This window comes from Nocardioides zeae (assembly GCF_030818655.1).
Classification (GTDB): domain Bacteria; phylum Actinomycetota; class Actinomycetes; order Propionibacteriales; family Nocardioidaceae; genus Nocardioides; species Nocardioides zeae_A.
The window spans coordinates 1,001,993-1,015,812 of the sequence record NZ_JAUTAN010000001.1 but is presented as its reverse complement, the minus strand read 5'-3'; the positions used below and the strand labels follow the sequence as shown (position 1 = coordinate 1,015,812).

General features: G+C 73.9%; 13 protein-coding genes. 8 read left to right on the top strand and 5 right to left on the bottom strand.

Going from position 1 to position 13,820, the window contains the following annotated elements; all coding sequences use genetic code 11:
* Positions 1-12 precede the first annotated feature (12 nt).
* The 5 genes from QE405_RS04805 (at position 13) to QE405_RS04785 (ending at position 5,675) form a co-directional block, all read left to right on the top strand.
* Positions 13-1,377 carry a hypothetical protein gene (locus QE405_RS04805; RefSeq protein ID WP_307199073.1) on the top strand — a complete coding sequence of 455 codons (1,365 nt, stop codon included), beginning with the start codon at positions 13-15 and terminating at the stop codon, positions 1,375-1,377.
* An 86-nt stretch (positions 1,378-1,463) separates the two neighbouring features.
* Positions 1,464-3,080, top strand: a complete 1,617-nt coding sequence (locus QE405_RS04800; protein WP_307199072.1) for an acyl-CoA carboxylase subunit beta — start codon at positions 1,464-1,466, stop codon at positions 3,078-3,080.
* Entirely contained in the window at positions 3,077-3,319 is a 243-nt protein-coding gene (locus tag QE405_RS04795; RefSeq protein ID WP_307199071.1) for an acyl-CoA carboxylase epsilon subunit, read from the top strand. Before QE405_RS04800 ends, QE405_RS04795 begins: the two co-directional genes overlap by 4 nt.
* A 92-nt stretch (positions 3,320-3,411) precedes the next feature.
* A complete protein-coding gene (locus tag QE405_RS04790) occupies positions 3,412-4,890 on the top strand; it encodes a glycosyltransferase family 2 protein (RefSeq protein WP_307199070.1) in 1,479 nt (492 codons plus the stop codon).
* Positions 4,891-4,934: 44 nt separating this feature from the next.
* Positions 4,935-5,675 (top strand): hypothetical protein, encoded by a 741-nt coding sequence (locus QE405_RS04785; protein WP_307199069.1) that lies wholly within the window; start codon positions 4,935-4,937, stop codon positions 5,673-5,675.
* An 87-nt stretch (positions 5,676-5,762) separates the two neighbouring features.
* Here the strand turns inward: QE405_RS04785 and QE405_RS04780 are convergent, their stop codons facing one another.
* The gene (locus QE405_RS04780; protein WP_307199068.1) at positions 5,763-6,935 is read right to left on the bottom strand and encodes a winged helix-turn-helix transcriptional regulator; all 1,173 of its coding nucleotides are present in this window, start codon (positions 6,933-6,935) and stop codon (positions 5,763-5,765) included.
* A gap of 99 nt (positions 6,936-7,034) precedes the next feature.
* A complete protein-coding gene (locus tag QE405_RS04775; protein WP_307199067.1) occupies positions 7,035-8,255 on the bottom strand; it encodes a glycoside hydrolase family 6 protein in 1,221 nt (406 codons plus the stop codon).
* A gap of 42 nt (positions 8,256-8,297) precedes the next feature.
* Here QE405_RS04775 and QE405_RS04770 point away from each other — a divergent pair, with 42 nt between their 5' ends.
* The 3 genes from QE405_RS04770 to QE405_RS04760 are packed head-to-tail and all read left to right on the top strand — an operon-like array spanning position 8,298 to position 11,760.
* Positions 8,298-9,995 (top strand): DUF885 domain-containing protein, encoded by a 1,698-nt coding sequence (locus QE405_RS04770; protein WP_307199066.1) that lies wholly within the window; start codon positions 8,298-8,300, stop codon positions 9,993-9,995.
* Between the two features lie 4 nt (positions 9,996-9,999).
* The gene (locus QE405_RS04765) at positions 10,000-11,112 is read left to right on the top strand and encodes a P1 family peptidase (protein ID WP_307199065.1); all 1,113 of its coding nucleotides are present in this window, start codon (positions 10,000-10,002) and stop codon (positions 11,110-11,112) included.
* A 9-nt stretch (positions 11,113-11,121) separates the two neighbouring features.
* A complete protein-coding gene (locus tag QE405_RS04760; protein WP_307199064.1) occupies positions 11,122-11,760 on the top strand; it encodes a TIGR03085 family metal-binding protein in 639 nt (212 codons plus the stop codon).
* Between the two features lie 259 nt (positions 11,761-12,019).
* Here QE405_RS04760 and QE405_RS04755 read toward each other — a convergent pair whose 3' ends face one another.
* From QE405_RS04755 to priA, 3 genes are read right to left on the bottom strand one after another with little or no spacing between them, the layout of a single operon-like run.
* Positions 12,020-12,265, bottom strand: a complete 246-nt coding sequence (locus QE405_RS04755) for a hypothetical protein (protein ID WP_307199063.1) — start codon at positions 12,263-12,265, stop codon at positions 12,020-12,022.
* Positions 12,266-12,270: 5 nt separating this feature from the next.
* Positions 12,271-13,044, bottom strand: a complete 774-nt coding sequence (hisF, locus tag QE405_RS04750) for an imidazole glycerol phosphate synthase subunit HisF (protein ID WP_307199062.1) — start codon at positions 13,042-13,044, stop codon at positions 12,271-12,273.
* Positions 13,041-13,781, bottom strand: a complete 741-nt coding sequence (priA, locus tag QE405_RS04745) for a bifunctional 1-(5-phosphoribosyl)-5-((5-phosphoribosylamino)methylideneamino)imidazole-4-carboxamide isomerase/phosphoribosylanthranilate isomerase PriA (RefSeq protein WP_307199061.1) — start codon at positions 13,779-13,781, stop codon at positions 13,041-13,043. The genes hisF and priA overlap by 4 nt, the downstream gene beginning before the upstream one ends.
* Positions 13,782-13,820 lie beyond the last annotated feature (39 nt).

Below are 13,820 nucleotides of genomic sequence, written 5' to 3'. Positions count from 1 at the left end.
GACTCGCCCACCATGGCCGAGATCCGCGTGCCCGTCCTGCTCGCCACCAGCAACGGCGTGGGCATGGGCCACCTCACGCGGCAGGTGACGGTCGCCCTCGCCGGCGCGGACCGGCTGGACGTCACCCTCCTCTCGCTCTCCGCCGCCCTGCCGACGGTCGCGCGCGCCGCGGGCGACGGCCGGTTGCCGGGGGCCGACCGCCTGCGGTTCGAGTACTGCCCCAGCCGCACCAGCCCGTGGCAGGGCGCCGGCGCCGCCAAGGTCGCCTGGCGCACCCACTGGGACCCCTACCTCGCCGACCGCCTCGTCGCCCTCGTCGCCGAGACCGGCGCCCGCGTCGTGGCGTTCGACGGCGTCGTCCCCTACGCGGGCCTCCTGCGCGCCCGGCAGGCCCTCCCCCGCACCGCCTTTGTGTGGGTACGACGCGGCATGTGGCGACCCGGCGTCGGCGCGGCGTGGCTCGCGCGCGCCGCGCACTTCGACGCGGTCGTGGAACCGGGCGACGTCGGGGGCGCCGCCGACACCGGGCCGACGGCGGGGCTGCCGGGCGTGGTGCGCACCGCCCCGATCTCGCTGACCTCCGTGCTCCCCGCGCTCCCCCGCGCCGAGGCGCGCGAGCGGCTCGGCCTCGACCCCGCGCGGCCGGCCCTCCTCCTGGCGCCGGGCTCGGGGGCGTACGCCGACGTCTCGACCCTCCTGCGCACCGTCGTGCGGGACGTGCGCGACGCCGCACCGGACTGGCAGGTCGCCGTGACCCGGCAGGCGATCGCCCGGCACGCGGCGGACGTGACGGACGGGCCAGACGGGACAGACGGGTCGCTGGTCGTGCTCCGCGACGTCTACCCCCTCGCGCCGCTCCTCGGGGCGTTCGACGCCGCGGTCGGGGCGGCGGGCTACAACGCGGTGCACGAGCACGTCTCCGTCGGGCTCCCCACCCTGCTCGTGCCGAGCACCGGGCACGAGACCGACGACCAGGTGGCCCGCAGCCACGGGGTGGCCGACCTCGGTGCGGCGCTGGTCGCGACCGACGGGGCCGGCCTGCGGTCCGGCCTCGACCGGCTCCTCGACCCGGGGGTGCGCGCGGAGGTCCGGGCCGCCTGTGCCGACCTGCCCCCCGCCGACGGGGCGCGCGAGGTCGCGGACCTCCTCGCCCGGCTCGGCGCGGACCGGCCGGCCGTGGATCGCCCGGCACCCGCCGGTCCCCCCGCCTGGCGCCGACCGGCGCTCGCGGCGGCGGGGGCGCGCCGCGGCGTACCGCTCGTGACGGAGGAGCACGACCCCGTCGGGCCGGAGCAGCCGGTGGAGCACCTGCTTGCGGGTGCGAGCCCCGAGTACCGCGCCCGGCGCCGCGCCGCCGCGCGGTGGCTCTACCGCTGACCGCACGGGAGTGGGACGCAGTTCCTACCGTCCGGTACGCGGGACCCCCTGCACCGACCGACCGATCGCCCGCTACATTGCGGCCCATGAGCGCACAGGTGGGCGAGGGCACCGAGGTGCCGGCCGACATCGACGTCAGCACGACCGCGGGCAAGCTGGCGGACCTCGAGCGACGGCTGGACGAGGCCGTCCACTCCGGGTCGGCCAAGGCGGTCGAGAAGCAGCACGCGCGTGGTCGCCAGACCGCGCGCGAGCGCATCGAGCAGCTCTTCGACGAGGGCAGCTTCGTGGAGCTCGACGAGCTCGCCCGCCACCGGTCGACGGCGTTCGGCCTCGAGAAGAAGCGTCCCTACGGCGACGGCGTCGTGACCGGCTACGGCACGATCGACGGCCGTCAGGTCTGCGTCTTCAGCCAGGACTTCACCGTCTTCGGCGGCTCCCTGGGCGAGGTCTACGGCGAGAAGATCACCAAGGTCATGGACCTCGCGATCAAGACCGGCTGCCCCATCATCGGCATCAACGAGGGCGCCGGCGCGCGCATCCAGGAGGGCGTCGTCTCCCTGGGCCTCTACGGCGAGATCTTCCGCCGCAACGTCCACGCGTCGGGCGTCATCCCGCAGATCAGCCTCATCATGGGCAACTGCGCCGGCGGGCACGTCTACTCCCCCGCGGTCACCGACTTCACCGTGATGGTCGACAAGACCTCGGCCATGTTCATCACCGGCCCCGACGTCATCAAGACGGTCACCGGCGAGGACGTCACCATCGAGGAGCTCGGCGGCGCCCGCACCCACAACACCAAGTCGGGCAACGCGCACTACATGGGTGCCGACGAGGACGACGCGCTCGAGTTCGTCAAGAACCTGCTGAGCTACCTGCCGCAGAACAACCTGGACGAGCCGCCGGTCTTCGACGAGGTCGCGGACCTCGAGGTCAACGACCTCGACCGCACGCTCGACACGATCATCCCGGACAGCCCGAACCAGCCCTACGACATGCGCGAGGTCATCGAGGCCATCGTGGACGACGAGGACTTCCTCGAGGTCCAGCCGCTGTTCGCGCCCAACATCGTCGTCGGCTACGGCCGCGTCGAGGGCCGCAGCGTCGGCATCGTGGCCAACCAGCCCATGCAGTTCGCGGGCACGCTCGACATCGACGCCTCCGAGAAGGCCGCCCGCTTCGTCCGCACCTGCGACGCCTTCAACATCCCGGTCCTGACCTTCGTCGACGTTCCCGGGTTCCTGCCGGGCACCGACCAGGAGTACAACGGCATCATCCGCCGCGGCGCGAAGCTCATCTACGCGTACGCCGAGGCGACCGTCCCGCTCGTCACGATCATCACCCGCAAGGCCTACGGCGGCGCCTACGACGTCATGGGCTCCAAGCACCTCGGCGCCGACATCAACATCGCCTGGCCGACGGCGCAGATCGCGGTCATGGGCGCGCAGGGCGCGATCAACATCCTCTACCGCAAGGAGATCAAGGACGCGACCGCCGACGGCACCGTCGACGCGAAGCGCGCCGAGCTCGTCGAGGAGTACGACAAGCACCTGGCCAACCCGTACCTCGCCGCGGAGCGGGGCTACATCGACGCCGTCATCGCGCCGCACGAGACGCGGGCCGAGGTCGTGCGGGCCCTGCGCCTCCTCCGCAGCAAGCGGGAGACGCTGCCGCCCAAGAAGCACGGGAACATCCCGCTGTGAGCGGCGAGGAGACCCCCGCGGCGGCGGAGACGACCGCGCGGCCCCTGCTGCGCGTCGTCAACGGCGACGCGACGCCGGAGGAGGTCGCGGCCGTCGTCGCGGTGTTCGCCGCGCTCGGCAGCGCCGCTCCCGCCCCCGCCGCGCGGCGCACGCCGGAGTGGGCGGCGCCGCGTCGCGCCCTCCGGGGTCCCCACCACGCCGGCGCCGGCGCGTGGCGGGCGTCGGGGCTCCCCCGCTGAGGGGAGCCGCTGAGCAGGCGTTTGACGGAAAACTGAGGAGAAGTTCGCGTCAACTCCGGCGCAACGAGCAGGTCGCGGGGAAGGATGCTCCCGTGACCCTCCCTCCCGACGTGCCCGGTGGCCCCGTGACGGGCAACGTGACGCCGAACCAGTACGTCCGCGTGCCGGACCCGACGATGGCTGCCTACGCGGACGAGTTCCTCGCCGGCGTGGAGGACCTGCCGACCTACCGTCCGACGATCGGGTGCGTGATCCCGGCCTACAACGAGGCCGAGACGATCGCGGGCGTGCTCGACTCGCTGCTCGCGCAGACGCGCCTGCCGGACGTCATCCACGTCATCGTCAACAACACGACGGACGACACGGTCGAGGTCGCGGGCTACTACGCCGGCGAGCACGTGCGGATGACCCGCAACGGCGAGCAGATGACCGAGATCTTCGTCCACGACATCGGCAAGAACCCGGACAAGAAGGTCGGCGCGCTCAACTACGGCTACTCGCTCGTGGAGGGCTACGACTACCTCCTCGGCGTCGACGGCGACACCACGCCCGAGCCCGACGCCGTCGAGGAGCTCGTCAACGAGATCGCGAGCGACGACCGCATCGGCGGCATCTCGGCGATCTACAGCATCGACGACTCGGCGCTCGACGGCCCGATGGCCAAGTTCCTCATCGCCGGCCAGCGGGCGCAGTTCTCGGCGTTCAACATGCAGAACCTCCTGCGCGGCCGCAACATGGCGGTGCTGGGCGGCCAGTTCTCGATCTTCGCGACCCGCGCCCTGCGCGACGTGCTCGAGGACAGCCACCAGCGCACCCCCTGGGTGAAGGACTCCGAGGTCGAGGACTCCCTGCTGTCGCTGCAGATCAAGAGCGCCGGCTACCTGACGAAGATCTCCGCCGCGGCCCGCGCGCACGTGGGCGGCATGACCACCCTGCGGTCCCTCGACGCGCAGCAGGTGAAGTGGAACTTCGGCGCCATCGACCTGATGTGGCCGGGCCAGCGGGGCGACACCCCGGGCCAGCCGCTGCACCCGAACCTGCGCCTGCGCTGGTTCGAGCACATCTCGATGGTCATCAACATCACGACCCGGCTCATGTTCCTGACGCTGCTGCTCGGGTCGCTGTCCATCAACGCCTTCGTCTTCTCGCCCTGGTGGCTCCTCCCGCCGGCGGCGGCGATCCTGCTGAACTTCCGCGTCGCGCGGTCCATGTACTACGGGAACCGGCGTGACTACCTGTTCGCCCTGCTGCTCGCACCGGCCGAGGTCTACATGTGGATCCGGATCGGGCACTTCCTCCGCTCCTGGACGAAGTTCGCCTCGCGTGCGCAGACCGACAACTGGGCCGCCCAGGCCAAGGCGGAGCGCGGCGCCGGCCAGGGCTACCTGGCCCCGCTCGCGGTGCTGCTCGTCATCCTCGCGGTGCTCGCCGCCATCTGGCTGCAGATCCCCATCGACGCCAAGTCCGACATCCTGGCCGTCGGCTGGCCCATCCTGGGCGTCATCACCATCCTGCAGACGGGCTGGATGATGACGAAGGTGCTGCGCCGCTACAAGGGGTTCAAGGCGTGAGGCCCGCCGTCCCCGTCCTGCCCGCCCCCACCTCGGAAGAGAGCATGTCCACCACGACCCGCCGGCCCCGTCGCCGCAGCCGTCTCCTCGTCCTGCCCGCCGTGCTGCTGCTCAGCGTCGTGCTGTCCTCGTGCTCAGTCGTCGAGGACCTCACGAACGGCAACGACGAGGCGGAGCCCACCGCCACCCCGACCACCACCGCGACGACGGAGTACTACCAGTCGCAGTTCACGCGCGACGGCACGTTCCAGTCGCACATCGACGTCGCGGGACTGGACTTCGTCTACACGCTCTACCCGACGAAGTCGACGCCCCGCACGAACGAGTGGTACCCCCTCGGCAACAAGTACTTCTCCTTCACCTTCCAGGCCTACGACCTCAACCAGGAGCTGCGCGCGCCCTTCAACACGAAGCGCAAGGTCTTCCTCGGCCGCATCCAGGTGACCTCGACGACGACCCGGTCGGACGGGGGGCCGTCGGAGTCGCCGTACACGCTCGACGCCGACGCGCGCACCATCACGCTCGACCCCGAGCCCCTCGGCAACTCCTACGGCATGCTCATCACGTCGCCCAAGGGCTCGTTCGAGCTGCGCAACCAGCAGATCAACCCGACCGACCCGGCGACGATCGGCATCGACCTGACCTTCACGGCGACCGTGCAGATGGAGTCGAGCGCCGGCTCCAACCGCTACGTCGAGCAGACCATCACCCAGAAGGTGCCGATCGCGATCTTCCCCTCCGACGACCCCACCGTCGCGCAGGAGATCCCGGTCAACGCCAACTGACCGCCCCGCGGGCACAGCACGAGACCCCTCCGACCACCGGTCGGAGGGGCCTCGTCACGTCGGGGCGGTGCCCGGACGGCACCGGGATCAGATGGTCGCCGCCATGCGGTAGCCGACACCGCGGACGGGCTCGATGAGCCGGGGCACGGCACCGACGTCGCCGAGCTTGCGTCGCAGGTCCTCCAGGTGGGCCTCCACGGTGCGCTTGTCGGCCTCGTTGACGAAGTACGCCGTCACGTAGTCCTGGCCGCGCATGGTGAGCACCAGGTCGGCCTTGGAGCGCACCCGACGGCCCGTGCTGACCAGCGACGCGAGGAGGTCGAACTCCACCGTCGTCAGGTCCACGCCCCGCCCGTCGACGAGCACGACGCGCGAGGTCGGGTTGAGCGCCAGGTTGTTGTGGCGGACCCAGCCGTCGCTCGCGACGACCTGCTGCGCCGCGCCCGCCGCCATCGCGGACGCCGGGGTCGTGCCGATGGCCGGCGCGGCCGCGACGGGCTGCTGGACGGGCGGGGGCACCTGCTGCTGGTAGGGAGGCTGCTGCACCGGCGGGGTCACCTGCTGCTGCGCCGGCTGCTCGTACGCCGCGGGCAGGGGCTCGGCGTACGTCGGCGCCGTCGGCGGGACCGGCGGCAGCGGCGGGATCGGGGGGAGCTGCGGCTCGGGCTGCTCGGCCGGGGGCGGCGTCACGTGGCGCGGGGCCTGCTGGGGCTCCGGCTCCGTCGGCACGGGCCCGATCGTCGCCCGGTTGCCCTCGCTGAACTGGCGCCGCGTGTCGACGGCCCAGCCGGTGGCCTCGCGCTCGGGCACCGCCGGCGTGGCGTCGTGCTGCGGCTGCGGGTCGTTCTCGGGACCGTCGCCACGACCGGTCTCGCCCCGGTCGCGCGGGCGCCGCAGCATCGACTCGGCGCGGGCGCGCAGCTCGCGGGGGCGGAACGGCTTCGTCAGGTAGTCGTCGGCGCCGGCCTCGAGGCCCATCACGACGTCGATCTCGTCGCTCAGCGCCGTGATCATGATGAGGTACGTCGAGCTGAAGTCGCGGATGCGTCGCGCCACGGCGAACCCGTCCATGCCCGGCATCGACACGTCGAGCGTCGTCAGCACCGGGTCGTGCTCACGCACCGCGGCGAGGCCGTCGACCCCGTTGCGGGTCACGTGGGTGACGTACCCGCTCTGGGTGAGCACGAGGTCGAGGAGGTCGGCGACGTCCGGGTCGTCCTCGATGATGACGGCGACGCGGCGGGCGGGAGGCTGTTCCACCCGCTCAGGCTAGCAACGGGGCCGCATGACCCGAGGCTTCGTTCCGCAAGATTGCCGTGGCGTTGCACTCAGGTCGTGCCATGGACGCCCGTGGGCGCGTCACCAGCCGCTGGCGAAGGCCATCTCGAGCGCCCGGTCCACCCAGAAGGTGCCGGCGTCCGGCCCCCCGTTGCAGGTGCCGTCGCTCTCCCCCGGCGGCTTGATCCAGAGCCGCGCGTCCTGGCGGCTCCCGTCCGTCACCGCGGCAGGGTCCTGGCCGAGGAGGCGGGCCGACGGGTTGCACCAGTCGCCCGACGCCGGCGAGGGCGCGCCGTTGCGTCCGCTGTCGATCACGTAGTGGGTGCCGCCCAGCGCCGAGCTGAGCGCCTCGGCGTACGCGCGCTCGTCGGCGTCGGACTGGTAGGCCGCGACGTTGGTGGAGAACCCACGCACCCGGGAGACGTCGACGCGACGCAGGAGGTCGGCCATCTCGTCGACCGAGCGCCAGTTGGAGTGCCCGGCGTCGACGTACGTCGGCACGTCCGCGTCGACGAGGCTGCCGAGCGCCCCCGCCAGCTGGCCGACCCGCTGGTCGGTGTTGCCGCAGTCGAACGTGGAGGCCAGGCCGTCCGGCTCGAGCACGACGGCGACGTGCCCCTCCGCGACCCCGGCGGCGGACGCGATCTCCCCCACCCACGCGGCGTAGTCGTCCGGCGGCAGGCCGCCCGCGGACAAGTCGCCCGAGCAGTCGCGGTCGGTGATGCCGTAGACGACGAGCACGGCCGCGTCGTCGGCCTCCAGCGCCGCCTGGGCGATCCCTCGCACGAAGGTCCCGACCTGCCCGCGCGGGAGCGCCTCGGGGGTCAACCAGGTCGCGGTCGGCACGTCGGCGAGCCGGTCCAGCACCTCGGCGTCCCGCGTCCGGCCCGCCGACCGTGCCGCGTCGGCGGCGCCGGCCGCCTGGGTGCCGCTCGCGACGTACAGGTCACGCCCCTCGAAGGGGTTCGTCTCCTGGGGGTCGGCCGCGCCGGGGAGGTTGCGGGCCAGGGGGCCGTGCCGGAGCGAGAGCCCGATGACGACGGCCGCCAGGAGCACGACGACGGCGCCGACGAGCCACGTCCGGCGTCGCCGGCGTCGCTGCTGGCGGCGAGCCTCGGCCACCTCGGACGGCGACGGCCCCGAGCGCTGCTGCCGACCGGTCCGGTTCGCCGCGGCCACGGCGGCGGGGTCGGCGCGCCGCACGTGCTCGGGCCGACGCACGTGGCCGGGGAGGTCGCCGGAGGGACGACGGGGGTTGCCGGGACGGGCCGGAGCCTCGTCGTCGCCCGAGCCGCTGTTCATGAGGGGTGAGGGTAGTCGGCGGTTCCTCCTAGGGTGGAGGACATGAGCAGAAGCGTTGACGAACGGTCCGAGCGCTACGTGGCGGACCACGCGGCGGCCGACCCCGTGACCGCCACCGGCATCGGGGTGGCCGGCCACGAGCACGAGCTGACCGACTACTCCCCCGAGGGGTTCGACGAGCGGCTCCGGCTGGCGCGCGCGGCGCTGGCCGACGTGCGGGCGGCCACGCCGGTCGACGACCGGGAGGCCGTGGCCCGCGCGGCGTTCCTGGAGCGGGTCGGCCTCCGGGTCGAGCACGACGAGGCGGGCTTCACCCGCAGCGAGGTGAACGTCATCGCCTCGCCGATCCACGAGCTGCGGCAGGTGTTCGACCTGATGCCGACCGCGACCGCCGAGGACTGGGAGGCGGTGGACGCCCGGCTCGCGGGCGTGCCGGGTGCCCTCGCGGGCCTGCGGGTGACGCTGGCCGAGGAGGCGGCGCACGGGCGGGTGAGCGCGGCGCGGCAGTACGCCGAGGTGGCCGCCCAGCTGGAGCGGTGGACCGGCCAGACGGGCGGCGGCAGCGTGTTCGCCGACCTGGTCGGACGCGGCGTGGCGGCGGGCACGGTGCCCGCGGGGCTGCGGTCGTCGCTCGAGCGCGGGGCGCGCGAGGCAACGGCGGCCTTCGCCTCCCTCGGCCTCTTCCTCTCCGACGAGATGGAGCCCCGGGGTCGCGCGGTCGAGGCCGTCGGCCGCGACCACTACGCGCTGGCCTCGCGCCTCTTCCTCGGCGCGACCATCGACCTGGAAGAGACTTACGCCTGGGGCTGGGAGGAGCTGGCCCGCATCGAGGCGGACATGCGGGCGACGGCCGCGCGGATCACGCCGGACGCGACCGGCCCCGACGCGATCGACGTGGCCGTGGCCCACCTCGAGGGCGACCCGGCGCGACGCATCGAGGGCCGTGAGCCGTTCCGCGCCTGGATGCAGGAGCTCGCCGACCGGGTGGTCGGCGAGCTGGCGGACGTCCACTTCGACATCCCCGAGCCGGTCCGCCGCATCGAGTGCTGCCTGGCGCCGACGAACGACGGCGGCATCTACTACACGGGCCCCAGCGAGGACTTCTCCCGACCGGGCCGCATGTGGTGGTCGGTGCCGGACGGCATCGAGCAGTTCCACCCGTGGCGCGAGACCACGACGGTGTTCCACGAGGGCGTGCCGGGGCACCACCTGCAGATCGGCCAGACGGCCTACCGGTCCTCGCTGCTCAACCGCTGGCAGCGCACCATGTGCTGGGTGTCGGGTCACGGCGAGGGGTGGGCGCTCTACGCGGAGCGGCTCATGGACGAGCTGGGCTACCTCGACGACCCGGCCGACCGGCTCGGCATGCTGGACGCCCAGGGGTTCCGCGCGGCACGGGTCATCGTCGACATCGGGATGCACCTGCAGCTCGAGATCCCCGCCGACAACCCGTTCGGGTTCCACCCGGGCGAGCGGTGGACGCCGGACCTCGGCCTCGCGTTCATGCGCCAGCACTCGCGCGACGACGACGCGACGATCCGGTTCGAGGTCAACCGCTACCTCGGCTGGCCCGGGCAGGCGCCGTCCTACAAGGTGGGTGAGCGCATCTGGCTCGAGGCCCGGGAGGCGGCCCGTGCCCGCCACGGGGACGCGTTCGACCTGAAGGCGTTCCACCGGTCTGCGCTCGACCTGGGCTCGCTCGGCCTCGACCCGCTCGTCGCCGCGCTCGCCCGGATCTGACGCCGTGAACGCCGCCGGTCCGACCGGGCCCACCAACTCGGTCCTCGACGTGCCGGGCATCCGCGTGGGCCACGCCCAGCGCACCGACCCCGGCTGGCTCACCGGCACGACGGTGGTGCTGCCGCCGCCGTACGGCGCGGTCGCCGGCGTCGACGTCCGCGGGGGTGGTCCCGGCACGCGGGAGACCGACCTGCTGGACCCGCGCAACCTGGTCGAGCGGGTCCACGCGGTGGTGCTCGGCGGCGGTTCGGCGCTCGGCCTGGCGGCGGTGGACGGGGTCGTGCAGCGGCTCCTCGACGCCCGCGTGGGGTTCCCGATGGGCGCCGACCCGGCCGATGTCGTGCCCATCGTGCCGGCGGCGATCCTGTTCGACCTCGGCCGCGGCGGGGTGTTCCGGCACCACCCGGACGCGGCGCTGGGGGCGGCGGCGCACGACGCGGCACGCGCCGACGCACCGACCGCGCTCGTCGGGCCGGTCGGCGCGGGCACGGGCGCCCGGGCCGGTGGCCTGCGCGGCGGTGTCGGCTCCGCGTCGACCGTGCTGCCCGGTGGCGGGACCGTCGGGGCGCTGGTGGCGGTCAACGCGGTCGGCTCCTGCGTCGACCCGACGACGGGCGAGCTGTGGGGTCTCCCCCACTGCCTCCCCGCCGACCTGCCGGCCGCGGGGCTCCGTCGGCCCGACGCCGCTGACCTGCGGGCGGCGCACGACCTGGCGGCCGGGCTCGACCCGTCGCGCCGGGCGCCCCTCGCGACCACCATCGGCGTCGTCGCCACCGACGTCCCCCTCACGAAGGCGGCCTGCGCGAAGGTCGCGGGGGTGGCGCACGACGGCCTCGCGCGCGCCATCCGTCCGGTGCACTCGATGTTCGACGGCGACACCCTGTTCGCGCTGTCGACGGCGCCGCCGGACGCGCCGGCGCCCGATCCCGCGACCCATCCCCTCCGGTTCCACGAGCTCCTCGACGCCGCCGCCACGACGGTCGCGCGGGCGGTGGTGCGCGCGATGCTCGCCGCCACGTCGGTGACGACGCCGTGGGGCACGATGCGCAGCTACCGCGAGGCGTTCCCCAGCGCCTTCGCGGCCGCCGCCACCGGTCCGCGCGGCACGGGCACGTAGGGTCGGGACGTGTCGACCTTCCCCACCTTCGCGCGCGCCGAGCGCTCCGCCCTCGCCGACCTCGCCGTCGAGGTCGGCCCCGACGCCCCGACGCTGTGCGGCGGCTGGACGGTGAAGGACCTCGTCGTCCACCTCCTGGTGCGGGAGCGGAACCCGCTGGCCCAGGCCGGTGAGCTCGTCCCGCCCCTGTCGCCGCTGACCAAGCGCGCCACGGAGCGGTGGGGGCGCGCCGACCTGCCGCTGCTCGCCGACCAGCTGCGGCGCCCGTTCCTCACGTGGGCGGCGATCGGTCCCGTCGACCGCCTCGTCAACACGGTCGAGCTCTTCGTGCACCACGAGGACGTGCGGCGCGCCCAGCCCGGCTGGACGCCCCGCGACCTCCCCGACGAGGCCGAGGACGAGCTGTGGCGGCTGTTCAAGCCGGTCGCCGTGATGGCCACGCGCAAGGTGGGCGCCCCCCTCGTGGCCGTCGACGCCCGCAACGGCCGCCGCACCGTGCTCCGCCGCGGCGACGGCCCCGCGGTGGTCACGGGCCGCCCGCAGGAGCTGGTGCTGCGCCTGCTGGGCCGCGAGCAGGCCCACGACGTCGACGTCTCCGGCCCCGACCTCGCCGTGCGCCGCTTCCAGATCGCCACCCTCGGCTTCTGAGCGTCGTCGAGTTGGGTCGTACGCCGCGGCTCGCGCGTCGAGATGGGTCGTACGCCGCGGCTCGCGCGTCGAGATGGGTCGTACGCCGCGGCTCGCGCGTCGAGTTGTCACGTACGCCGCGGTGCGAGCGTCGAGCTGGGTGACCGCCGCAGCCCTGACAGCGATCGGCTGGGTCCGACGCAGCCACCGCCCGAACTGTTCAGCTGGGGCACGTCTCGGGCCCCTCTGACAGGTCGTTGCCGCACATTTCCGGCCCGCGTCAGCAGCTCTCCATGACGAGGAGCGCGACGCCGCGGTCGTCGTCCCGCAGCTCGACCGCCTCGAGGGCAGCGCCGCCCACGGGCACGCGGCCCGCAGCCCGTCCGGCCGTCTCGAGCAGCTCGACGCGCCCGGCCCCCACGTGCTCGTGCACCGCCCCCGCGTCGGCGTGGAAGACCCGCGGCCGTCCCCGGCGCACGGGGCGTCCCAGCGCCACCTCCGGGCACCAGCAGTCGATGCCGGCCACCGGCGTCATCGCACCGGGTAGCCGGCCCCGGCGATGGCGTCCTTGACCTGACCGACGCGCAGCGTGCCGAAGTGGAAGACCGTCGCGGCGAGCACCGCATCCGCTCCGGCCTCGACCGCGGGGGCGAAGTGCTCCACGGCGCCGGCGCCGCCGGAGGCGATGACCGGCACGGAGACCTCGCGGCGCACCGCCCGGAGCAGCTCGAGGTCGAAGCCGTCCTGGGTGCCGTCGGCGTCCATGGCGTTGAGCAGGATCTCGCCCGCGCCCAGCGCCGCGGCGCGCGCGGCCCACTCGATCGCGTCGAGCCCGGCGGAGCGCCGGCCGCCGTGGGTGGTCACCTCGAAGCCCGACGCGGTGCCCTCGCCGCCGGCCGGCACCCGGCGGGCGTCGACGGAGAGCACGAGCACCTGGTTGCCGAAGCGGTCGGCGATCTCGGCCACCAGCTCCGGGCGCCGGATCGCGGCCGTGTTGACGGCGATCTTGTCGGCCCCGGCCCGCAGCAGCCGGTCGACGTCCTCGACGCTCGAGATGCCACCGCCCACGGTCAGCGGGATGAACACCTGCTCGGCCGTGCGCGCGACGATCTCGAGCGTCGTCGCGCGGCCCTCGTGCGAGGCGGAGATGTCGAGGAACGTCAGCTCGTCGGCGCCCTCCGCGTCGTAGGTGCGGGCCAGCTCCACCGGGTCGCCGGCGTCGCGCAGCTCGCGGAAGTTGATGCCCTTGACCACCCGGCCACCGTCGACGTCGAGGCACGGGATGACCCGTACGGCGAGGCTCACGCGCCCGCGCCCTTCGTCAGCACCAGCGCGTCCTCGAGCGTGAAGCGACCCTCGTACAGCGCCGTGCCGGCGATCGCACCCTCCACGCCCAGCGGCACGAGCTCCATGAGCGCCCGGATGTCGTCGAGCGTGGTCACCCCTCCCGACGCGACGACGGGACGCGACGTCGCGGCGCACACGTCGCGCAGCAGCTCCAGGTTGGGCCCGGCGAGCATGCCGTCCTTGTTGACGTCGGTGACGACGTAGCGCGCGCACCCCTCGGCGTCGAGCCGGGCCAGCGTCTCGTAGAGGTCGCCGCCCTCGCTCGTCCAGCCCCGGGCGGCGAGCGTGCGGCCGCGCACGTCGAGGCCGATCGCGATCCGGTCGCCGTGCGTCGCGATCGCGCGGGCGCACCACGCGGGGTTCTCGATGGCAGCCGTGCCGATGTTCACCCGACGGCAGCCGGTGGCCAGCGCCGCCTCGAGGGACTCGTCGTCGCGGATGCCACCGCTCATCTCGACGGCGATGTCGAGGCGGCCCACGATCTCGGCCTGCAGCGCCCGGTTGGTCCCGACGCCGAAGGCGCCGTCGAGGTCGACAAGGTGCAGCCACTCGGCGCCGGCGTCCTGCCAGCGCAGGGCGGCCTCGATCGGGTCGCCGAAGCGCTTCTCGGACCCGTCGATGCCCTGCACGAGCTGGACGGCCTGTCCCCCCTTGATGTCGACGGCGGGGAGGAGCTCGAGGTACGTCGCGGGCACGGCGGCCTGCCTTTCTTGCGGTCTTTCCCGCGGTTCCGT

Excerpts from the sequence above, each read along its gene's own strand:
- QE405_RS04770 (WP_307199066.1), top strand. The coding sequence starts at position 8,298 with ATGAGCAGAAGCGTTGACGAACGGTCCGAGCGCTACGTGGCGGACCAC.
- QE405_RS04775 (WP_307199067.1), bottom strand. The coding sequence starts at position 8,255 with ATGAACAGCGGCTCGGGCGACGACGAGGCTCCGGCCCGTCCCGGCAAC.
- QE405_RS04805 (WP_307199073.1), top strand. The coding sequence starts at position 13 with ATGGCCGAGATCCGCGTGCCCGTCCTGCTCGCCACCAGCAACGGCGTG.
- QE405_RS04785 (WP_307199069.1), top strand. The coding sequence starts at position 4,935 with ATGTCCACCACGACCCGCCGGCCCCGTCGCCGCAGCCGTCTCCTCGTC.
- QE405_RS04800 (WP_307199072.1), top strand. The coding sequence starts at position 1,464 with ATGAGCGCACAGGTGGGCGAGGGCACCGAGGTGCCGGCCGACATCGAC.